This window comes from Rhizobium sp. SSA_523, from assembly GCF_030435705.1.
Lineage (GTDB): Bacteria > Pseudomonadota > Alphaproteobacteria > Rhizobiales > Rhizobiaceae > Neorhizobium.
Genome location: NZ_CP129381.1, coordinates 563718 through 584152 on the forward strand (window position 1 = coordinate 563718; position 20435 = coordinate 584152).

Sequence of the window (20435 nt, forward strand, 5' to 3'; positions counted from 1 at the left end):
CCCTCACTTGTTATAGGGATCAGCTGCGTCGCGCAGACCGTCGCCGAGCAGGTTGAGCGCCATGACGGCAACGACGACGGCAAGGCCGGGCATGAAGAGCCAGGGTGCCGTGGCGATCGAGCGAATATTCTGGGCCTCGCGCAGGAGGACGCCCCAGGAGATGGTCGGCGGCTGCAGGCCAAGGCCCAGGAAGGAGAGCGAGGTTTCCGCCAGGATCATGGCCGGTACGGCAAGCGTCACCGAGGCGATGATGTGACTGGAGAAGCTCGGCAGCATGTGGCGGAAGATGATGCGTCCTTCGGACACGCCGTCGAGCCTGGCCGCCGCGACGAATTCCTCGGTCCGGAGCGACAGGAAGCGGCCGCGCACGACACGCGCAAGCTGCGCCCAGCCGGTGAGCGACAGGATGATGGTGATCATCATATATTGCAGCGTTGCCGGCCAGCCCTGCGGCAGGGCTGCGGCCATGGCCAGCCAGATCGGAATTGTCGGCAGCGAGAGGACGAAATCGATGACCCGCTGCATGACGAAGTCGATCCTGCCGCCATAATAGCCTGAAATTCCGCCGAGGATGACGCCGAGCATCAGCGAGATGAAGACGCCGACCAGGCCGATGGACAGGGAGACCTGGGCGCCCTGGACGACACGACTGAAGACGTCGCGCCCCAGCCTGTCGGCGCCGAACAGAAAGATCGGCTGGCGAGGCTCGGCAGACGCCATCAAATGGATGTTCGCATTGAAAAGTCCCAGGATCGAATACTCATAGCCCTGTCCGAACAGCCGGATGCCGATCTTGCGCGTCTCGTCCTCCTCGTAGATCGCGGCGAGCGTTTCAGGATCGCGCGTCAGTTTCAGCGGATGGAAATAGGGGCTGATGGAGAAGCCGTTGCTGGTATCGATGAAGTGGATCGGCTGCGGCGGGTGGAAAGTCGCCCGGGCATTCTGCTGGTTCGGGTCATTGATCGCGAAAAAGCCGGGCACGAGTGCCACGAGATACATGGCAATGGTGACCCAGAGGGATATCATCGCCAGGCGGTGGCGCTTGAAGGCCCACCAGATGAGCTGCCATTGCGATGCGACGGCGGCTCGGTCGGGCTGGATGGTGGTGATGGCGATATCGGCCATGGCAGCGTGTCCTCTATTCGAGCCGGATGCGCGGATCGACCAGCGCCAACAGGATGTCGCTGATCAGGGAGCCGATCAGCGTCAGCGCGCAGATCAGCAGGACAAAGGCGCCGGCGAGATACATGTCCTGCGCCATCAGCGCCTGCAGGAGGAGCGGAGCGGCGGTTGGCAGGTTGAGGACGATGGCGACGACGACCGATCCCGAAATCAGGTTTGGAAGCAGCCAGGCGATCGTCGAGATGAACGGATTGAGCGCAATGCGCATCGGATATTTGGTCAGGAGGCGGAATTCCGAAAGCCCCTTCGCCCTGGCGGTCGTCACATAGGGCTTGGGCAGTTCATCCAGCATATTGGCGCGCATGACGCGGATCAGGCTGGCGGTCGAGGAGACCGCGAGGATGATGACCGGCAGCCACAGATGCGCCAGCAGATCGGCCATCTTTGCCAGGCTCCAGGGCGCGGTCTCGTATTGCGGCGAAAACAGCCCGCCGACATCCTGTCCGAACTCCACCGCGGCGATATACATCAGCACCAGGGCGAGCAGGAAAGAGGGAATCGACAGCCCGAGGAAGCTGAAGGCGGTGAACATGTAGTCGCCGATCGAGTATTTGCGCACGGCGGAATAGACGCCGATCGGCAGGGCGATGGCCCAGGTGGCCAGGAGGCTTGCCACGGCAAGGATCAGCGTCAGCGCCATACGTTCCCAGATCAGGCCTGACACGGGCTGCTGCCATTCGAAGGAAATGCCGAAATCACCCTCGGTGATGATCCCCCAGATCCATTTGAAATACTGGATGAGGAGGGGGTCGCCGAGACCGAAGCGCTCCCGAAGGCTGGCTGCGGTATTCTGGTCGATGATTTCGTTGGAGGCGGCCAGCGTGGCGATATAGGTGGTGACATAGTCTCCTGGCGGCAGCTGGATCAGCACGAAGGCGAGGAAACTGACGGCGAACAGGGATGGGATCATCCACAAGAGCCGTTTGACGATGAATTTCAGCATGGCAGATACTCGCAGACATCCGTCCGGGCTCCGGCCGCACATCCCTTTAGGATATGTGGCCGGGCTCAGGCATTGGGTGGGGCGTCGTCCGCTGGCGGTCGGCGCCGGTTTGTCGGCTATCAGCTGGTGAAGGTGAATTGCTGCGGAAGCGCGGGTCCGGGGTTTGGCCAGGACCAGCTGTCCGGCTCTTTCTCCGGGACATTGCGCAGATTGTTGCGGATGATACCGAAGCCGCCGACCGCAAGGCAGATGCCGACAGTCTCGAATTCGTCCGCTGCCAGGTCGAAGAGCTGCTTCATGATCGCCCCGCGCTTGTCGATATCGGCCGTCGAGCGTGCTTCGTCGAACAGCTTGAACCGCTTCTTCTGGCTTTCCGGCGGCTCTTCGCCCTTGGCGCCGTTCGACGTGTACCAGAGCGTCCACGGGATGGCGTAGCGCGAGCCCTGCGGGTGGAAGGCGAAGTAATCGCGTGGATCGAGCATCGGGTCGAGCCCGCCGGGACCCGGCCAGACGGCGGCATCATGGGCGTTGTCATCTCCGCGCGTATAGTAGAGAGCCCGCTCGATCGTATTGACCTTCATGTCGATGCCGATCTCCGCCCAGTGTGATTTGACCAGTTCCAAGGTATCGACCAGGTCCGGATACAGTGTGGGAATGACATCGATGGCAAAGAAGACCGGCTGCCCGTCCGGGCGCAGGCGCATGCCGTTCTGTCCCTTCTTGTCGAAACCGGCCTTGTCGAGCAGGGCATTGGCCTGATCGGGATCGAATTCGGTGAACTGACGGGCGAGCTTCTCGTGATACCAGGGGTGACCCGGCCGCGGTCCCGTCTGATAGGGCTCGCTCTGGCCGAAATAGACGATATCGATGATTTCCTGACGATTGACACCGAGCGACAGCGCCTGGCGGAAGGACTTGTCGGCGAACATCTTTCGCATCGCCGGGTCCTTGTGTGTCATGTTCAGGTAGATCTGGCATTGCTGGGCGGCCGAGGGAACGAGAGACAGCAGCCGGTAGTCGCCTTTCTGCATGTTCTGCGACAGTGTCGGCTTGTTCGCCAGCACGCTGATATGGCGCTCCTGAATGTCGATCTTGCCGGAAATCACGTTCAGCATCAGGGATTCAACGTCCTGCGAGATGCCGAAGTTCAGTTCGTCGATATAGGGAAGCTGGTTGCCTTCGGTATCCACCTGCCAGAAGTAGGGGTTGCGCTCCATCACCACGCGGGTCGCGCCGCCGGAATAGGGCTCCTTGACCACCCACGGATCCAGAACCGGCTTTTCCGGATTGGACCAACGCGAGGGGATTTCGATGTCACCGCATTTGGCGCGGAAAAGCTCGGTCCAGCTGGACACGCCGGCTGCCTTGACGTCGGCATCGAGGTTGGAATTGTATTTGGGCAGGAACTTGCTGCAATAGTGCTTGGCAAACAGGGTCGGGTGCTGGCCGAGCGGCGTGGCGAGGTTTTCCAGATACAGCGCGTTCGGTGCGGCAAAGGTGAATTTGACCGTCTGGTCGTCGATCTTCTCGACCAGCACCGGCTTGCCCGCGACGGCCAGCTGGGCCGGCGTCGAGCTGTAGAGCTCGGTATTCTTGACGCAATCCTCGATCGCGAACACGACGTCATCGGCGGTGAAGGGGTGGCCGTCGGACCATTTGACGCCGGGGATCAGGTGGAAAGTGAAGATGGTCGCATCGGCACTGACCTCCCAGCGCTCGGCAAGGTTCGGCAGCACTTCGGTGAATTCCATGTTCCAGCGCACGAGGCTCTGATTGCCCACCATGCGCAGGATGCCGTTGTGATCGGATGAACCGCGCAGGCCGCGCCGCAGGCTGCCGCCATAAGTGCCGACCTTCTCCAGCGGCGTCACCACCATGGGCTTCGGCGGAAGCCGTTCGGCCAGTGGCGGCAGTTTGCCATCCTTGACCATGGCCGCCAGTTGCGGGGCCTCCTTGCCCTCCGCCGCCGCAGCGCCGCGGGGAACCAGCGAAAGAGCCGCCGTCGCACTCAGGCCAGCCAGAATGGTGCGGCGGGTCACGCCACGTGATCGGAATTCCTCGTCGTGCATCGCATTCTCCTCCCGCGATCCCTCGATAGGCCGGATCATAGGCGGCTCTCCCAAGCCGATCCGGCACGGCCCCTCCAAGGCCGACGCCAGGACCATAGACACCTTTTCAGATGATGACAAGTATTGACAGATTTTTACAGCTTGCCTATGCCTCTCGCTGTGGAGAGAGGCGTTGAGACGCCGCTGGAGGACAATATGGCAATATCTGACAAGTCTAAGGACATGCTGGCAGCGGTGTCGACGGCGACGTTGACCACGGTTCTCTTGAAGCGGGGGCTGCGCAATGTCTTCATCCGCGGCATACACAAGATCAATCCCGATGCACCGCGCATGGTCGGCGAGGCCTTTACGCTGCGCTACATTCCGGCGCGCGAAGACCTGGACCATGTCGGCGCCTTCAATGATCGTAGCCATCCGCAGCGCCGGGCCATCGAGGAATGCCCGGAGGGCGCGGTCCTCGTCATGGATAGCCGAAAAGATTCCTCGGCCGCTTCGGCAGGGGGCATTCTGGTGACACGCCTGTGGAAGCGCGGCGTGGCGGGCGTGGTGACCGATGGCGGTTTTCGCGACACGCCGGATATCGCGAAATTGCCGTTTCCGGCCTATCACGCGGCGCCGTCGGCACCCACCAATCTGATCCGTCACCACGCGCTGGATATCAACCAGCCGATCGGGTGCGGCGATGTCGCCGTCTATCCGGGCGATGTCATCGTGGGAGACGACGAGGGCGTCGTGGTGATCCCCGCAAAAATTGCGGAGGAGATCGCTGCCGAAGCCTTCGAGCAGACGGTCTTCGAAGATTTCGTCGAAGAGCAAGTCAAAGCCGGCCGTGGCATTTTCGGTCTGTATCCGCCGAATGCCGAGGCGGAGGCCGAATATGCCGACTGGCGTCGAAACAAGGGGCGATAATGAACAAACCGGAGCTGATCGCCAGGTCGAGCGGCCAGACACGCTACAGCGACATCATCTACGAGAAGATCGTGTCGATGATCGCCGATGGGCGGTTTCCCGTCCACGAACGATTGCCGTCGGAGACCAGCCTTGCCGGCATGCTCGGCGCTTCACGTCCCGTTGTGCGGGAGGCGCTGGAACGGCTGCGCAAGGACGAGCTGATCGTATCGCGCAAGGGTTCCGGATCCTACGTTCGCCAACGACCCGATTCCTCCGTCCTGACCCAGGTGCCGGTGGGCTCGCTGGCCGATGTGCAGCGCTTCTTCGAGTTCCGGGCCGGGCTGGAGGCTGAGGCCGCCGCCCTTGCCGCCCGCAACTGGCAGGCGGCCGACAAGACCCGGATCCAAGCCACATTCGAGGCGCTGGAGCGCTGTCTGTTGCGCCACGATCTCGGCGCCGAGGAAGATCAGCAGTTTCACGACGCGGTGGCGCAGGCAACCGGCAACCAGTTTCATACGATGGTCCGGGAGTGGTTCAAGCCGCATATCGCGATCGGCATGTCGGTGACGAGAAGTCTCAGCCTCAAGCGGACGCCGGACCATGTCCGCGCCGTGCAGGACGAACACGACGCCATCGTGCGGGCCATTTTCGAGCGACGGGAAGCGGATGCCCACGCCGCGATGAAGACCCATATTCTCAATGCCCGGGCGCGAATGTTCCGCGGCGTCTGACATTCCATCTGCCGCATGGCATCGCCGGAGGAGGCGGGTCCTGGTGCAGGTTTCTGATAATCGTCTGTCATGAGGGAGGCAGTCATGCCGCAGACCACGATCATTCACCCGAAGACCCGCACAGTGCTGGATCGACCTTTGCATGTGGGGGAATCGCCGTGCTGGGATGATCGCAGCGGCGATCTGTGGCTTGTCGACATCCTGGCTCCCGCCGTCCTGTGCATCCATGCCGGCGGCAGCGTCTCGCACTTTCCCATGCCTGCCCTCATCGGCTGCCTGGCGCTTTGCGAGAGCGGCCGGATCGCCGTCGGCCTGCAGACGGGTGTTCATCTAATGGATCCGGAGACCGGACGTCTGGAACGCCTGTGCGATCCGGATGGTGGCCGCGCGGATAGCCGCCTGAATGACGGCAAAGTCGGTCCGGACGGGCATTTCTGGGTCGGCACGCGCGACGAGGCCGTTCCGCAGACCGGCAATGCGCGGCTCTATCGGGTGGCGCCGGATGGCAGTTTCGATCAGGTCCTGGATGGCCTCAATACGTCGAATGGGCTCGCCTGGAGCGCGGATGGAAAGACCATGTTCCACTCCGACAGCAGCCAGCAGTTTCTGCAGAGCTTCGCCTTCGATCCTCAGACCGGCGCGCTTGGCCCGGCCCGGCGGCTCTTCGACTTCACCAATGCCGAGGGACGCCCGGACGGTGCGGCAACCGACATGCAGGGCTTTTACTGGAGTGCCGGTGTTCTGGACGGCAAGCTCAATCGCATGTCGCCGGAGGGAGAAATCGTCGAGCTGTACCAGCTTCCCGTCAGCGGGCCGACAATGCCCTGTTTCGGCGGACCGGAGCTGAAGACTGTCTATGTAACCAGTCTGAAGCGCAAGGAGGGGGTCATCGATGAGATGGGAACCGTGATCGCCTTCGAGGTGGATGTGCCGGGCGTTCCGGTCCACCGCTTTCCCGTTTGACGCCTGGATCAGGAGGAGTTTCCCATGCCGATGGAACCGATGAAGACGGCGCTGCGAGGCATTTCCGGCGTCCCGGTCACCGCCTATGATGCGCGTGGCGAGGTGGAGCCGGACGTCACCGCCCAGGTCTATGCCCGTGTGGCGGCGGCGGGGATCCACAATATCGTCGCGGCCGGCAATACCGGTGAGTTCTACGCGCTGACGCCGAGCGAGATCCTGCGGGTTTACGAGGCAGCCATTCGGGGCGTCGATGGCAGGGCGCCGGTGACGGCCGCGATCGGCCGCTCGCTCCGGGAGGCGGTGGATCTGGCACAGCGCGCCAAGGACATGGGAGCATCTGCCGTGATGGCGCATCAGCCGGTCGATCCCTTCGCCGCGCCACAGGCACAGATCGATTATTTCCGACGCCTTGCAGAGCTTTCGCCCCTGCCTCTGGTCGCCTATGTGCGCGCCGATGGCTTTGCCGTGGAAGATCTGACGCGCCTTGCGGGCCATGCCAATATTGCCGGTATCAAATTCGCCACGCCCGATCTGATGCTGCTTGCGCGCGCCATTGTTGCCGCCGATCCAGCCGGTGCGATCTTCGTCTGCGGTCTGGCGGAAAGCTGGGCGCCGGCCTTTGCTGCTGTCGGTGCCCAGGGCTTCACGTCCGGGCTGGTCAATGTGGCACCGCAATTTTCGCTTGCCGTTTTGTCGGCCCTGCAGAAAGGGGATTTCGCCGCGGCGCGAGCGGTCGTCTCCCGCATCGAGGGTTTTGAGCGGCTGCGGACGAAATATCGCAACGGGGCCAATGTCACGGTGGTGAAGGAGGCGGTGGCTATGAGCGGTCTGAATGTCGGGCCGGTGCGGCTTCCGGGGCTTCCCGAGCTGGACGAAGGCGACCGCCAGGCGCTCAAAGCCATGCTCCAGGACTGGCAGAGCGGATCTGTCACCGCCTGATCATCTGCCTTTGGCAACCGGCTCTCATTGATCTTCCTGACGAGACGCCTCATTCTGCACCTGCCCCGGGTGGGAGAGTCAGCAGGGGCAGCGTCGATCAGAGGAGACAGTCATGAAGATCAGGGCAGCCGTCCTGGATAGAACGGGCGTTGAACCGCCCTATGCCTCAGCCAGGCCTCTGCGCATCCAGGAGGTGGATCTCGAAGGGCCGGGGCGTGGGGAGGTTCTGGTCAGAATTGCGGCCGCGGGGCTCTGCCATTCGGACCTGTCCGTCATCGACGGAAATCGGCCGAGACCCTTGCCGATGGTGCTCGGCCACGAGGCCTCCGGCGTGGTGGAGGAGGTTGGCGCGGATATCCATGATCTTCAGGCTGGCGATCATGTGGTCTTCGTCTTCGTTCCCAGTTGCGGGCACTGCCTGCCTTGTGCCGAAGGCCGTCCAGCGCTCTGCGAGCCCGGCGCGGCAGCCAATGGCCGCGGTGAATTGCTGGGCGGCGCAATGCGGCTGAAGCGCCATGGAGAGCCGCTCCATCATCATATCGGCATATCGTGCTTTGCCGACTATGCAACAGTCTCCCGCCGCTCGCTGGTGAAGATCGATCAGGACATCGCCCTTGACGTTGCGGGCCTGATGGGGTGCGCAGTGCTGACCGGCGCCGGAGCGGTGTTCAACTCCGGCGATATACGTCCCGGAGGCTCCGTCGCCGTGGTCGGACTGGGCGGCGTCGGGCTGGCAGCGGTGCTGGGTGCCGTTGCGGCCGGCGCCGAAACCATCATCGCCGTTGATCGTCTCGATTCCAAGCTTGCCGCGGCCCGGCAGATGGGCGCCACTCATACGTTCAATGCCGGCGATGCGGATCTGGTGGCAGGGCTGCGCGCGTTGACGAAGGGCGGCGTCGAGGTGGCGCTGGAATTTGCCGGTTCCGTCAAGGCGCTGGAACTTGCCTATGCCGTGACACGGCGCGGCGGCACGACGATCACCGCCGGTTTGCCGCATCCTGCTGCCATGATGCAGCTTCCCGCCGCCTCGCTTGTGGCGGAGGAGCGGATCCTGAAGGGAAGCTATCTCGGCTCCGGCGTGCCTGCTCGAGACATACCGCGCTTTCTCAATCTCTATCGGCGCGGCAAGCTGCCGATCGACAGGTTGCTCACGCATCGCTTCCGCCTTGACGAGATCAATGACGGCTTCGACAGGCTGGCGGACGGCTCGGCCCTGCGTCAGATCGTCGTCTTCGATTGACGGCCGGGCATTGCAACGGAAGGGCGTGAAAAAGCCAGCGACGATGGTCCGGGCGGTCAGGCTGACGGCTCGCCCTTGCTGCCCTCGGCCAAAGCTCTCAATGCCGCAAGCTCGCGGATGATGATCCGTTCCGGCTGATCGAAGGAAATCAGGCGGGATCGCTTGAAATTGCTCAGGCAGCGGCTGACGGTTTCCGGCGTCAGACCCAGCCAGTCCGCAAGCTCTGCCCGCGTCAGGTGCAGGATGATGGTGATGCGGCGGTTACTGGCCGTGCGCTTCGGGCGCGAAAAGTGGTCGGCGAGGTCGAGAAGGGCGCTGGCCACCCGCTCGGGTGCCGTCTTTCGCCCCAGGAGAAGGCTATGGGCTTGCGCCCGGAGGAGCATCTGGCGCGCGGCCGCATCGACTATCCGGGGCTGATCTGCGGCGGCGATCCGTTCGAGGTGGCAATAAGTGAGAGTGATGGCCTTGCCGTGGCCGGCGTCAAGCAAATCCCCGCTGATCACGCTACCCGGGCCAAGCACGTCGAGGATCTGCCGGCGTCCATCGGGCAGGTCCGTAAAAAGGGCCACGCATCCGCTCTCGATCCGAAACACCAGCGGCACCTTGCGGGAGCGCAGCGGGATGAGGGCGTGCGGCGGCAGGCTCGTGACAGCCATCGCCACAGGGTCGATTTCGGGCGGGCCGTGGCGGTGGATCTTCCCGAAGGCATCCGGCAATCTGTTCAACATGATGGAATCTTCCGGCTTTCGCCGGCCAGATCCTACGGATCGGATCTGCCGGCCGAGCTGACAAGGCTGTCATCTGCGACAGCGGTTCTCACATTTCGACGATCAGTCAGAGAACGGCCGGGAGAGGTGGCGCCCGCGGTGCGGCATTCGGCAAAAACAGGCGTGGAGGGATCACGGAATCGGTGAAAACCGGCAGGCGCGTGCCCGGCTTGCTCCTGTTGCCGCAAGCACTGTCCGGCGGCGCTGGCAACGCGATGTCCAGGGAAAGCCGGCAGGCCTCGCAGCCGATGCCGAGGCTGCGGCTTTGGTGCCTGGCCTTGTCCTTCTTCACAAGGCAAAGATCAGGAACTGTGCCATCGGGAAGGGTATAGGCGTTTGCCTCGGCAGCGATTGGCGAGATTTCGACGACGGTGCCAGACCCAAGGACTGCCGCAGCCGGCCCCAAAGCGGCAGAAGCGCCAGGAGGAGCGTGGGAGAGGGAGACCAGCAGCAACGCAACGACGCATAGAAGGCGGGTCAGCGCGTCTCTTATCCTGCTCCAAGCTGTCATCATCGTCCTGTCGCTGTCGAAGGCCGGCGGCTTGATCGTGACATCAAACCTCAAAATGATCGCAGTTCGGCAGGCATACCGGACCACCACAAGCGCTAGCCGCATCAAGGTCGCAAATGGCGTCAGGCCGATACCGCCCTTAGCGCAGCTAACCTCGATCTTATAGCGCCCTTCCTGGCTTCGAACAAAGGTTTCGGGCTGCGACACTTGCGCCCGCCACAAGGCATGAAGGCGCGAAAAAGGGGGGAGCAAGAGAGCAAAGAGCAAGGAGGATCGCTCAAGCCGGAGCGACGAGGGCACCGGGCGCTGGACGAAGGTTTCGGGCTTTGCCGTCCGGGCAATGAGAGGCTAGATCCGGCGACCCGCTGGGACGTCTGCCGGCCTCAGGCCGGCAAACCCCATCATGCGACGCTTTGGTGATCTGGCTGTGCGAGGCCGGCAAGCGCGCTGCTGGAAAGCGCGCTGCCGGAATCGGAGAAGAGGCGGGCGAGATCGACGATGACGACGAAGCCGCCATCGCGGCGCACGACGCCGGCAATATAATCGGAACGCCAGGCAATGCCGATATCCGGAGGGCTCTCGATCCGGCTCTTCTGGAAGGGCACGACCTCGTAGACCCGGTCGGCGACAAGGCCGAGGGTGAGGATGCGGCCGGCAATCGGCACATCGATCACCAGGATGCGGGTATGCGGTGTCTTGTCCGTGCGCGACATGCCGAGCCGCAGGCGCAGGTCGATGACCGGGACGCCCTGGCCGCGCACATCGCGCAGCCCGAGAAGATACTCCGGCCCATGCGGGATCCTGAAGGCCTCCTCATGGTCGAGGATCTCGCGCACCACATCCACCGGCACGGCAAAGATTTCCGCGCCGAGGCTGAAGGTCACGAACTGGGCTTCCGTGGTGGCGAGCATGGTCATGCGCTTTCCCGGAAATCGGCATCGTGTTCGTCGGGGCCGCCGACCGTCATGTCGAGCGCGAAACCCTTGGCCCGCGCCTGCTGGGCAGCCACGCTGTTATCGGCGCGCTTAACCGCAAGCGGACGATGAACCGCCCGGCTGGCCGCCGGTGCAACGCGGCTCGCGCCAGCCTTCGCGGACAGGTGCCGGTTCGACTGTTCGATCCGGAAGAAGGCGATGGAGGCCTGCAGTTCCTCGGCCTGTGCGGCCAGTTCTTCCGATGTCGCGGACATCTGTTCGGAGGCGCTGGCATTTTGCTGCGTCACCTGGTCGAGCTGCTGGATCGCCTGGTTGATCTGGGCAGCGCCGATATCCTGTTCGCGGCAGGCGGCCGAGATTTCCGAAACCAGTTCCGCGGTCTTCTGGATGTCGGGCACCAGACGGTTCAGCATTTCGCCGGCCTCCGTTGCCGCAACCACCGTGTCGCCGGACAGGGCGGAGATTTCCGCGGCCGCGGCCTGGCTGCGCTCGGCAAGCTTGCGCACTTCCGAGGCCACCACGGCAAAGCCCTTGCCATGTTCGCCGGCGCGCGCCGCTTCGACAGCCGCATTCAGCGCCAGAAGATCGGTCTGGCGGGCGATTTCCTGCACGATGGAGATCTTCTCGGCGATCGTGCGCATGGCGCCGACGGCCTTGCCGACGGCCTGGCCGGAGGCTTCGGCATCGCGCGACGACTGGCGGGCGATCTTTTCCGTCTGGCTGGCATTTTCGGCGTTCTGCTTGATATTGGCCGCCATTTCTTCCATCGAGGAGGAGGCCTGTTCGGCCGCCGAGGCCTGTTCGGTCGCGCCCTGGCTCAGCTGTTCCGAGCTTGCCGACAATTCCTGGCTGCCGGAGGAGACATTGTCGGAGGCCGACAGCGCGTCGCCCACCACCGCCCGCAGGCGCTCCACCATGCTCCTCAGGGACATGCCGAGCGTATCCTTGTCAGAGAGCGGCTTGACATTGACGGTCAGGTCGCCATTGGCAATCTGATCCGCAACGCGAGCCGTTTCCCGCAGATTGCCGGTCATGATGCGGACACTCTCGACGACGTCGCGAATTTCGTCATTGGTCTTGATGTCGATCTCCTGGTCGAGGTCGCCGATCGCCACCGCATCGGCAACGCTCTTCACCTTCTTCAGGCCGCTATTGATGCCCAGCGCAATCCAGGTGGCGACGCCGACCGACAGGACGAACATCGTTGCCAGTGCGGCGATCAGCAGGTTGCGGGAATCGTTGTACTGTTCATTGGTCGCTTCATCCGTCGTCTTCAGATCGGCGGCAATGGCTTCCCGAACGGCCGCCAGGCTGATGAGCATCTCATTGAAGGCCTTGCGCCCTTCGCCCATCGACAGGTCTCCGGCCGCAGCATTGCTCTGCGCGGTGTTCTCGATCGCCAGTTTGAGGACGCGTTCATCGATCTGCCGCCATGTCGCAAGCTGGTGGGTCAATTCCGTCGCCTTTTCGGCGATAAGCGGGTTCTTGCTGCGAACCAGCACTTCGAGCGCCTGATCGGCCTGCTGCAGATTGTTGCTCACCGAGGAGACGAAGCCGTTGATCAGGTCGGGATTCGTATTGATGATGGCGTTCTTTTCATCCCGGATTGCGTTGAGGATGCCCACCGACATATCCGAGGAGATCCGCAAATTGGCGGAGGGGCCGTCGACGATATCGGTGACGGCCGTGTTCAGGGCTGCCAGGTTGGAGATCGCGATGATGACGGTCGCGCTCGACAGCAGGATCAGAAAGCCGAAGGCCAGGGCCAGCTTGAGTTTAATGGTAAAGCGCATGAGAAGCTCTTTCAGCAAAATGGTGTTGATGGGTGACGCGGGCTTTGATCATCGCCCTTTGACCATGCCCGCGGGCTGGTCGGATCCCCCTCATGAGGCCCTGTAATCCTGGTGTCGGAGATGACGGCCGAATGGCCGCCAACCTAGATCTGCGGTGCTGGAATGTCCGTCCTCGTCCTTTGCGCGGAGAAGATGGTCTTGAGGTTTGGAATGATGATGAACTCGCCCTGACGTCTGACGAGGCAGTCGATGAAGTCTGGCCTCCAGCGCATTCCGACGCTGGGCGGCGGTTCGCCATTGGCCTGTTCGAGTGTGGTGACCTCGTGGACCTTGTCGGTCCGGATTCCGGTCAAGGTCGGCTCGCCGTCGAGATCGAGTTCGATGACGATGATGCGGCTGTCGATGGTGGTGGTGGTTGCCTCCATGCCGAAGGCGAGCCGGATATCGGCCAGCGGGATGACCTTGCCGCGGAAGTTGATGACGCTTGCGACGAAGGGCTTGGCGCCGGGCACCGGGTTTCGGGCAGAAGGTCGAGGATTTCCTGGACTTTCACCGCCTCGAGCGCGAACATTTCGCCGGCGATCTCGAAGGCGAGGACCTCGATCTCCTGGCGGCCTTCCCAAAGATGGTCTGGTAGCTTGCGCAATGCTTCGCTCATCCTGCCGCGCGCAAATGCGCCTCCTGTTGCTGACCGGCCGCCACGAGATGGGCGACATCGAGAATGAGGGCGACGCCGCCATCGCCGAGAATGGTCGCACCGGAGAAGGTGACGACGTCGTGATGCAGCTTGGACATGGCCTTGATCACGGTCTGGTGGTCGCCGATGATCTGGTCGACGACGAGGCCGACGCGCTCGGCGCCGGTGGAGATGACGACGACCTTCTGGAAGGGATCGGGCTTTGTGCCGGTCTGGAAGAGATCGCGCAGGCGGATGAAGGGGACCAGGCTGTCGCGCAGCGAGATGAAGCTTCGCCCGCGCGAGCGCATGTCGTCTTCGACGGAGAGTTCGAGACATTCCTCGACGGCGGACAGCGGGATGACGTAGCGGCCCGTGCCGACGCGCACGAGCAGGCCGTCGATGATGGCCAGCGTCAGCGGGATGGCGAGCGCGATCTCGGAGCCCTGGCCGGGCCTGGAGACGACATTGATGGTGCCGCGCAGCGCATCCACGGTGCGCTTGACGACATCCATGCCGACGCCGCGGCCGGACAGGTTGGTGACCTGCTGGGCGGTGGAGAAGCCCGGCTGGAAGATCAGCTGCAGCAGGTCCTGGTCGGAAAGCGTGGCATTGGCGGCGATGATGCCGGAGCTTTCGGCCTTGGCGCGCACCCTCTCGCGGTCGATGCCGCGGCCGTCATCCTTGATGGTGATGATGACCTCGCCGGCCTGCTGGCGAGCGGCCAGCAGGATGCGGCCGGTGGGCGATTTGCCGCTTGCGCGCCGTTCCTCGGCGCTTTCCAGCCCGTGATCGCAGGAATTGCGCACCAGATGCACGAGCGGATCGGCCAGCCGCTCGATGACGCTCTTGTCGACCTCTGTGGTTTCGCCTTCGGTGACGAGCTCGATCACCTTGCCGGTCTCGATGGCCAGATCATGGACGAGGCGGCGGAAGCGGCCGAAGAGCTGGGCCACCGGCACCATGCGCAGCACCATCATCGTGTCGCGCAGCTCGCCCGACAGGCGCTCGACATCCTCGGAGACGGCGCGCAGCATCAGGTCGCCGCTAGAGCCGGCGAGCTGGCTGAGGCGCGACTGGGCAATCACCAGCTCGCCGACCCGGTCCATCAGCTCGTCCAGCCGTTCGGCCGGCACGCGGACATTCTCGGCAGCCTTCTGCTGCTTGGCATCGGCAGGCGCCGCGGCGCGCCCTGAAGGAGAGGCGGGGGAGGTCGCCAAAGATGCTGAAGATGCAGGCGCCGGAGAGGCGGCAACGGACGGGGCCGAAAAAGCGGTGATGGAGGCCGAAGGCGCATCCGGCGCGGCCGCTGCAGCGGGGCCATCGGCGGCAGGCTCGGGTACGGCAGGCTCGGATACGGCAGGCTGGGATGCGGCAATCGTCGGCGCTGTATCGCTGTCCGGCGCAGGGGCCAGGCTCACCGAAAGCTCCATATCGTCCATGACGAAGATGAACACGTCGTCGATGGCCGAGCGCGGCTTGTCGGTGACAAGCTCCAGCGTCCAGCCGATGTAAAGATCGGTGGCGACCAGCGTATCGATGGCGGGAACAGGGCTGATATCGGCCAGGACGGTGCAGGCGCCGAGCTCCCTCAGCTCGTCGAGCAGGCCGAGCGGATTGGTGCCATTGGCCATGGCATTCTGTGGCAGGCGAAAGCGGATGCGATAGGTCACGGCCTGCCCGGCGGGTCCGGAGGAAGAGCCTGAGGAAGAGCCAGAGGTTGGGCCAGAGACAGAGGTTGAGCCGGGGGTTGAAACGGAATGTGCGACAGAGGTCGGCAGCCGGGCCGGCGCAGCGCCATCTGCGGCACAAGGTCCGCCGGGCTCATCGGCTCCATCCATGCCCCCATCCTTGCCCCCTTCCTTTCCGGCACCTCCCGCGGCGGCGGCAACCGCGCAGCGCAGGCGCGCCAGCAGGGTCTCGCTCATCTCGTCATGCTGGCCGCCCGGCACCTCGATGAGTGCCCGCATATGGTCGGTGGCGCCGAGCACGGCGGTGACGAGATCGTGCGTTGCCGGCACCAGGCCCTTGCGCACCTGGTCGAAGGCGGTCTCGCAATGATGGGTGAAGGCGGCAAGCGCCTCGAAGCCGAACATGGCGCCGGAGCCTTTGAGCGTATGCAGCCCGCGAAAGACCGCATCCACCTGCTCCTTGTCGGCAAGGTCGTGGTTGAGGTCGAGAAGACCCTGTTCCACCTGCTCGAGAAGCTCGGCAGCCTCGGTGCGGAAGACGGCGATCGGATCGGGGAAACTCATCGGCCGAGCACTTTCTTGGCGATCTTGACGAGGCTTTCCGGATCGAACGGCTTGGTGAGCCAGCCGGTCGCGCCGGCGGCTTTCGCCTGCGCCTTCAGTTCATTGTCGGATTCGGTGGTGAGAAAGATCACCGGCACGCCCATCAAGGCCGGGATCTTGCGCAGCTCGCGGATCATCGTCAGCCCGTCCATATTGGGCATGTTCAGATCGGTCACGACGAGGTCGAACTGGCCGGCGGACAGTTTGGCAAGCCCGTCCCGGCCATCCACCGCCTCGGTGACGCTGTAGCCGGCATTGGAAAGGGCCACGCGCGTGGTCAGCCGGATGCTGGCGGAATCGTCGACGGTGAGGATGCGGGCGGTCATGCGGTTACTCCTTCATGAAGCCAGAAGTGCCGGTCCTGAGCCGTCATGGCCGAGAGAAAGCCGGCCCGATCCAGAAGATCGAGAAGGCTGCCATCGGCGGCACGCGACAGGCGGACAACACGGCCGGCCGTGCCCGCATAAATGCGGGCCGATTCCAAAAGCTGCAGAAAACTCAGATCGAATTGCGCATCACCGGCAAGGTCGAGCTCAACCAAACCGTGCTGCGACAGAGCAGACAGAAGCCTCTCCTGATGCGCCGAAATCGACCGGAGCGTGAGATTGCCGTCAAGTTGAAGTGTGAGGGAGGAGACCACAAAGTCATTCCGGTGAAGCGTTGCGAATATGTGGTCATGATTGACTGAAACTGCTATCGAATAGTTAATTTCGGATGATGACAAATAGTATGTTCTAAATTGATAAGAAGGGCATAATCAAGAATTAACGACTCAGTTATTCTTGGCCAAGCCAGTCGAAAGCAATGCGGGAAAACAGCTGCAAGACATTCTGAAGTAATGGCGCAGCACGCATCCGATGGTTGAAGCGGCGGCAGCGCTGCGTCTGGAGAGGGGTAGGTCCCGCTCCACCGCCGATAGGATCCCACCAGCCCCTGCCGAACTCCGACCTTTCCCCGATCCATCGAACGGACGGGCCGGTGTGGCAGGTCAAACTGTCGGTTCCGACTTCCGAATCTGGTCGATCAGACCATATCGATCGACACATTCCTATGGTTTTATGCCGGAAAACGGAGAGAGACATATGCTTTGCAAATTGATCGGGGTACCGCTTCAGGATGGCGCTTCGCAACTGGGATGCGAAATGGGACCAAGTGCTTTGCGTACGGCCGGCCTCGTTTCGGCGCTCAGTGAACTGGGCCATGAGGTTTCGGATCTCGGCAATCTGTCCCCGGCGTCCGCAAATGTCCCGGCGCATCCCAATTCGGCTCTGCGCAATCTGGACCGAATCAGCGGCTGGATCGCTGCCATTGCCGATGCGGCCTACCAGGCGAGCTTTGACGGGATGCCGATCTTTCTCGGCGGCGACCATGCTTTGTCCGCCGGCAGCGTCGCCGGTCTGGCACGGCGCGCGGCAGAAGAAGGCCGGCCGCTCTTCGTCCTCTGGCTGGATGCGCATACCGACTTTCACAGCCTCGACACCACTACGAGCGGCAATCTGCATGGCGTCCCGGTCGCCTATTTCACCGGGATGCCGGGCTTTGCCCCTTTCTTCCCTGAGCTTTCGCACCGCGTCGATCCGGCCCATGTCTGCATGGTCGGGATTCGCAGCGTCGATCCGGCGGAGCGGGCGGCGGTGAGCCAGACCGATATCACGGTGCATGACATGCGGGCCATTGACGAGCATGGCATAGGGCTTCTTCTGACGGAATTCCTGGAGCGGGTATCGGCCGCGGGCGGACTGCTGCATGTCAGCCTCGATGTCGATTTTCTCGATCCGGCCGTCGGTCCCGCCGTCGGAACCACCGTGCCGGGCGGCGCGACCTTCCGCGAGGCGCATCTGGTCATGGAGATGCTGCATGACAGCGGTCTCGTCACCAGCCTGGATCTCGTCGAGCTCAATCCCTTTCTGGACGAACGCGGCCGCACGGCAACGCTTCTGGTGGACCTGACCGCCAGCCTGATGGGGCGCAAAGTCATGGACCGTCCGACCCGGCGCTATTGAGCGGAGCAGCCGGTCCTATAGAGCCCGGTTGATCGATGATTGGCCCGAGACATCGAGCTTGGCCTCAGTATGACGAGGCCTTGCCGCCGTGATAGGCTTCGCCGCGGGCGCGCAGCGCCTGGATCTCGCGAAAGCCGGCGAGTTCGGCAAGCCCGGCCTGACGCAGCAGCGCCACGTCATAGGGGCCGGGAATGAAGCGATAGCCGCGCTCGAGAAGATCATGCACATTGGCACCGGCATTGGGCACAGTGCCGAGCACCTTGCCCGCCGCCAGTATGGCGCTCTCTGCCGCTTTTGCCAGCGCCTGCACCTCAGCATGCCCGGTCTGGCCCAGCAATCCCATCGAGGCGGCCAGATCATTGATTCCGATGAAAATGATATCGGCCCCCTCGATCGCCGCAATCTCGGCGGCATTCTCGATCGCCTGGACCGATTCCAGCTGGATGGCGATCAGCATTTCCGCATTCGCGCGGAAAGCGTAATCGGGCTCCGCGCCATAGCCGGACGCGCGCACGACCGAGGCTGCATAGCCGCGAATGCCTTGCGGCGGGTAGAGACAGGCCTTGACCGCGGCCTGCGCCAGCGCCGGAGTGTCCACCGAGGGGATCATCACCGACTGGACGCCGGCATCGGCGATCCGCTTCAGAAGCACGTGATCGTTCCAGCCGACGCGCAGCATGGCCGGGCTCGGCGTTGCCTCGATCGCCCGGAGCGCGTCCACGGCATCCTTCACCTCGCCGACCCCGTGTTCGTGATCGACCAGAAGAAAATCGAAGCCGACATGGCCGAGGATTTCGCCATTGGTCGGCGAACCGCCCGCGACCCAGCAGCCAAAAAGCGTTTCGCCGGCAGCAAGCCGCGCCTTGATCGAATTGGTCTTGAACATCAGCAACTCCAAAAAAGGGCAGGCGGGCAATGTCGTCCGTTCGGGACCCTCGGCTATTTGCCAAAGGCCAAGGTGCATTTCACAGCCGAATCCCAGCCTTTCAACAGAGCGCTGCGTTCGCCCGAATTCATTGTCGGAGAAAACTCCCGCTCGCGGTGCCAATCCGCCGCGAACCCGGCGCGATCCGGCCAGATTCCGGCCCCGTGGCCAGCGAGCCAGGCCGCTCCCAGCGCCGTCACTTCGGCCGAGGCTGACCGGTCGACGGCAATGCCGAGAATATCGGCAAGCCTTTGCATCGTCCAGTCATTGGCCGACATGCCGCCATCGACTCGCAGCAAGGTATCGGCCGGTCCCGGCCAGTCCTTGCGCATGGCGCCGAGCAGATCATGGGTCTGGAAGCAGACCGATTCCAGCGCCGCCCGGGCAAATTCCGCCGGGCCGGTATTGCGGGTCATGCCGAACATGGCGCCACGCGCCTCCGCATCCCACCAGGGCGCGCCGAGCCCGGTGAAGGCCGGCACAAGATAGACACGCTGGCCGGGATCGGCCTTGGCCGCCAGCTCGGCGGTCTCGGATGCCTTGCCGATCATCTTCAGCCCGTCGCGCAGCCATTGGACCGCCGCACCGGCAATGAAGATCGAGCCTTCCAGGGCATAATGCGTGTCATTGCCCAACCGGTAAGCAATCGTCGTCAGCAGGCGGTTTTTCGAGGCGACGCGGTCGGCGCCGGTATTGAGGAGCGCAAAACAGCCCGTCCCATACGTCGATTTCATCATGCCCGGCGTGAAACAGGCCTGCCCGATGACTGCCGCCTGCTGATCCCCCGCCACGCCGCGAATGGCGATGCTTGCGCCAAAGATCTCGGGATCCGTTTCGCCGAACGCGTCAATATTGCTGAGGATCTCCGGCATCATGCTGCGCGGGATGTCGAACAGCGAGAGAAGCTCGTCATCCCAGGCCACCGTGCCGATATTGCACAGCATGGTGCGCGAGGCGTTCGTGACGTCGATGACGTGCCGCTTGCCGCCGGTCAGCTTGTAGATGAGCCAGCTGTCCACAGTGCCGAAAGCGAGATGACCGGCTTGTGCTGCCTCGCGCGCACCCTCGACATTGTCCAGGAGCCAGGCGATCTTGGTTGCGGAGAAATAAGGGTCGATCAGCAGACCGGTGCGCTCGGCCACGATGTCGGAATGACCCTCGGCGCGCAGCCTTGCACAATGATCCGAGGTGCGGCGATCCTGCCAGACAATCGCCCGATGAATGGCTTTTCCGCTGCGGCGGTCCCAGACCAGTGCCGTCTCGCGCTGGTTGGTGATGCCGAGCGCGGCGATCTGCTGTGCCGTGACACCCGCCGCTGCGATTGCCTTGCGGGCAGTCTCGACGGTCGAGGTCCAGAGATCGTCCGCCTCGTGTTCGACCCAGCCTGACTGCGGGAAATGCTGGGTGAACTCCATCTGGCCGACGCCGCGGCTCTGATAGGCGCGATCGAAGATGATCGAGCGGGTGGATGTGGTGCCCTGGTCGATGGCGAGAATGAAGTCCTTCATGCGACAAGATCCGTTTTCATCATGACATCAGCGTGTGCGGCAGCGCCATGCTGCCGAAAATCAGG

General features: G+C 63.3%; 18 protein-coding genes and 1 pseudogene. 6 read left to right on the forward strand and 13 right to left on the reverse strand.

Annotation, left to right across the window (positions count from 1 at the left end; all coding sequences use genetic code 11):
- Nucleotides 1-3: 3 nt before the first annotated feature.
- From QTJ18_RS03940 to QTJ18_RS03950, 3 genes are all read right to left on the reverse strand, one after another.
- The gene (locus tag QTJ18_RS03940) at nt 4-1125 is read right to left on the reverse strand and encodes an ABC transporter permease (protein ID WP_252751936.1); all 1122 of its coding nucleotides are present in this window, start codon (nt 1123-1125) and stop codon (nt 4-6) included.
- A gap of 13 nt (nt 1126-1138) precedes the next feature.
- Nucleotides 1139-2125 (reverse strand): ABC transporter permease, encoded by a 987-nt coding sequence (locus tag QTJ18_RS03945; RefSeq protein WP_252751935.1) that lies wholly within the window; start codon nt 2123-2125, stop codon nt 1139-1141.
- A 119-nt stretch (nt 2126-2244) separates the two neighbouring features.
- Nucleotides 2245-4194 carry an ABC transporter substrate-binding protein gene (locus QTJ18_RS03950; protein ID WP_252752405.1) on the reverse strand — a complete coding sequence of 650 codons (1950 nt, stop codon included), beginning with the start codon at nt 4192-4194 and terminating at the stop codon, nt 2245-2247.
- 195 nt (nt 4195-4389) lie between these two features.
- Here QTJ18_RS03950 and QTJ18_RS03955 point away from each other — a divergent pair, with 195 nt between their 5' ends.
- The 5 genes from QTJ18_RS03955 to QTJ18_RS03975 all read left to right on the forward strand — a co-directional run bounded on the left by QTJ18_RS03955 (nt 4390) and on the right by QTJ18_RS03975 (nt 8958).
- Entirely contained in the window at nt 4390-5103 is a 714-nt protein-coding gene (locus tag QTJ18_RS03955; protein WP_252751934.1) for a ribonuclease activity regulator RraA, read from the forward strand.
- Complete coding sequence (locus QTJ18_RS03960) at nt 5103-5816, forward strand: FadR/GntR family transcriptional regulator (protein WP_252751933.1); 714 nt, start codon at nt 5103-5105, stop codon at nt 5814-5816. Before QTJ18_RS03955 ends, QTJ18_RS03960 begins: the two co-directional genes overlap by 1 nt.
- A gap of 84 nt (nt 5817-5900) precedes the next feature.
- Nucleotides 5901-6779, forward strand: a complete 879-nt coding sequence (locus QTJ18_RS03965; protein ID WP_252751932.1) for an SMP-30/gluconolactonase/LRE family protein — start codon at nt 5901-5903, stop codon at nt 6777-6779.
- 24 nt (nt 6780-6803) lie between these two features.
- Nucleotides 6804-7718: a dihydrodipicolinate synthase family protein gene (locus tag QTJ18_RS03970; protein ID WP_252751931.1), complete on the forward strand. Its 915-nt coding sequence runs from the start codon at nt 6804-6806 to the stop codon at nt 7716-7718.
- Nucleotides 7719-7830: 112 nt separating this feature from the next.
- Complete coding sequence (locus QTJ18_RS03975) at nt 7831-8958, forward strand: zinc-dependent alcohol dehydrogenase family protein (RefSeq protein WP_252751930.1); 1128 nt, start codon at nt 7831-7833, stop codon at nt 8956-8958.
- Between the two features lie 56 nt (nt 8959-9014).
- Here the strand turns inward: QTJ18_RS03975 and QTJ18_RS03980 are convergent, their stop codons facing one another.
- From QTJ18_RS03980 to QTJ18_RS25530, 8 genes and pseudogenes are all read right to left on the reverse strand, one after another.
- On the reverse strand, nt 9015-9674 hold the full coding sequence (locus QTJ18_RS03980) for a Crp/Fnr family transcriptional regulator (RefSeq protein ID WP_252751929.1): 660 nt from the start codon (nt 9672-9674) through the stop codon (nt 9015-9017).
- A gap of 118 nt (nt 9675-9792) precedes the next feature.
- A complete protein-coding gene (locus QTJ18_RS03985; protein ID WP_252751928.1) occupies nt 9793-10443 on the reverse strand; it encodes a hypothetical protein in 651 nt (216 codons plus the stop codon).
- Between the two features lie 194 nt (nt 10444-10637).
- Nucleotides 10638-11147, reverse strand: a complete 510-nt coding sequence (locus QTJ18_RS03990; protein ID WP_301557768.1) for a chemotaxis protein CheW — start codon at nt 11145-11147, stop codon at nt 10638-10640.
- 2 nt (nt 11148-11149) lie between these two features.
- On the reverse strand, nt 11150-12964 hold the full coding sequence (locus tag QTJ18_RS03995; RefSeq protein ID WP_301557761.1) for a methyl-accepting chemotaxis protein: 1815 nt from the start codon (nt 12962-12964) through the stop codon (nt 11150-11152).
- Nucleotides 12965-13107: 143 nt separating this feature from the next.
- Nucleotides 13108-13622 (reverse strand): annotated as a pseudogene (locus tag QTJ18_RS04000) (chemotaxis protein CheW).
- On the reverse strand, nt 13619-15895 hold the full coding sequence (locus tag QTJ18_RS04005; protein WP_301557762.1) for a chemotaxis protein CheA: 2277 nt from the start codon (nt 15893-15895) through the stop codon (nt 13619-13621). The pseudogene QTJ18_RS04000 and the gene QTJ18_RS04005 overlap by 4 nt, the downstream one beginning before the upstream one ends.
- Nucleotides 15892-16260, reverse strand: coding sequence for a response regulator (locus tag QTJ18_RS04010; RefSeq protein ID WP_252755599.1), 369 nt, complete (start codon nt 16258-16260; stop codon nt 15892-15894). The genes QTJ18_RS04005 and QTJ18_RS04010 overlap by 4 nt, the downstream gene beginning before the upstream one ends.
- Nucleotides 16257-16574, reverse strand: coding sequence for an STAS domain-containing protein (locus QTJ18_RS25530; RefSeq protein ID WP_367318032.1), 318 nt, complete (start codon nt 16572-16574; stop codon nt 16257-16259). Before QTJ18_RS25530 ends, QTJ18_RS04010 begins: the two co-directional genes overlap by 4 nt.
- Nucleotides 16575-17016: 442 nt before the next feature.
- Here QTJ18_RS25530 and rocF point away from each other — a divergent pair, with 442 nt between their 5' ends.
- Nucleotides 17017-17937: an arginase gene (gene rocF / locus QTJ18_RS04020; protein ID WP_252753296.1), complete on the forward strand. Its 921-nt coding sequence runs from the start codon at nt 17017-17019 to the stop codon at nt 17935-17937.
- A 64-nt stretch (nt 17938-18001) separates the two neighbouring features.
- On the opposite strand, the gene QTJ18_RS04025 is transcribed toward rocF, so the two are convergent.
- Both QTJ18_RS04025 and glpK read right to left on the reverse strand, forming a co-directional pair.
- Nucleotides 18002-18823 (reverse strand): HpcH/HpaI aldolase family protein, encoded by an 822-nt coding sequence (locus QTJ18_RS04025; RefSeq protein ID WP_252753295.1) that lies wholly within the window; start codon nt 18821-18823, stop codon nt 18002-18004.
- Between the two features lie 53 nt (nt 18824-18876).
- Entirely contained in the window at nt 18877-20370 is a 1494-nt protein-coding gene (gene glpK / locus QTJ18_RS04030; protein WP_252753294.1) for a glycerol kinase GlpK, read from the reverse strand.
- Between the last annotated feature and the right edge of the window lie 65 nt (nt 20371-20435).

What these genes read in the sequence shown, in the direction of transcription:
- QTJ18_RS03990 (WP_301557768.1), bottom strand. Translation starts at nt 11,147, where the DNA reads ATGCTCGCCACCACGGAAGCCCAGTTCGTGACCTTCAGCCTCGGCGCG.
- QTJ18_RS03995 (WP_301557761.1), bottom strand. Translation starts at nt 12,964, where the DNA reads ATGCGCTTTACCATTAAACTCAAGCTGGCCCTGGCCTTCGGCTTTCTG.
- QTJ18_RS03940 (WP_252751936.1), bottom strand. Translation starts at nt 1,125, where the DNA reads ATGGCCGATATCGCCATCACCACCATCCAGCCCGACCGAGCCGCCGTC.
- QTJ18_RS03970 (WP_252751931.1), top strand. Translation starts at nt 6,804, where the DNA reads ATGCCGATGGAACCGATGAAGACGGCGCTGCGAGGCATTTCCGGCGTC.
- QTJ18_RS04005 (WP_301557762.1), bottom strand. Translation starts at nt 15,895, where the DNA reads ATGAGTTTCCCCGATCCGATCGCCGTCTTCCGCACCGAGGCTGCCGAG.
- QTJ18_RS03975 (WP_252751930.1), top strand. Translation starts at nt 7,831, where the DNA reads ATGAAGATCAGGGCAGCCGTCCTGGATAGAACGGGCGTTGAACCGCCC.
- QTJ18_RS03965 (WP_252751932.1), top strand. Translation starts at nt 5,901, where the DNA reads ATGCCGCAGACCACGATCATTCACCCGAAGACCCGCACAGTGCTGGAT.
- QTJ18_RS03955 (WP_252751934.1), top strand. Translation starts at nt 4,390, where the DNA reads ATGGCAATATCTGACAAGTCTAAGGACATGCTGGCAGCGGTGTCGACG.
- QTJ18_RS03950 (WP_252752405.1), bottom strand. Translation starts at nt 4,194, where the DNA reads ATGCACGACGAGGAATTCCGATCACGTGGCGTGACCCGCCGCACCATT.
- QTJ18_RS04010 (WP_252755599.1), bottom strand. Translation starts at nt 16,260, where the DNA reads ATGACCGCCCGCATCCTCACCGTCGACGATTCCGCCAGCATCCGGCTG.
- QTJ18_RS03960 (WP_252751933.1), top strand. Translation starts at nt 5,103, where the DNA reads ATGAACAAACCGGAGCTGATCGCCAGGTCGAGCGGCCAGACACGCTAC.
- QTJ18_RS03945 (WP_252751935.1), bottom strand. Translation starts at nt 2,125, where the DNA reads ATGCTGAAATTCATCGTCAAACGGCTCTTGTGGATGATCCCATCCCTG.
- QTJ18_RS04025 (WP_252753295.1), bottom strand. Translation starts at nt 18,823, where the DNA reads ATGTTCAAGACCAATTCGATCAAGGCGCGGCTTGCTGCCGGCGAAACG.
- rocF (WP_252753296.1), top strand. Translation starts at nt 17,017, where the DNA reads ATGCTTTGCAAATTGATCGGGGTACCGCTTCAGGATGGCGCTTCGCAA.
- glpK (WP_252753294.1), bottom strand. Translation starts at nt 20,370, where the DNA reads ATGAAGGACTTCATTCTCGCCATCGACCAGGGCACCACATCCACCCGC.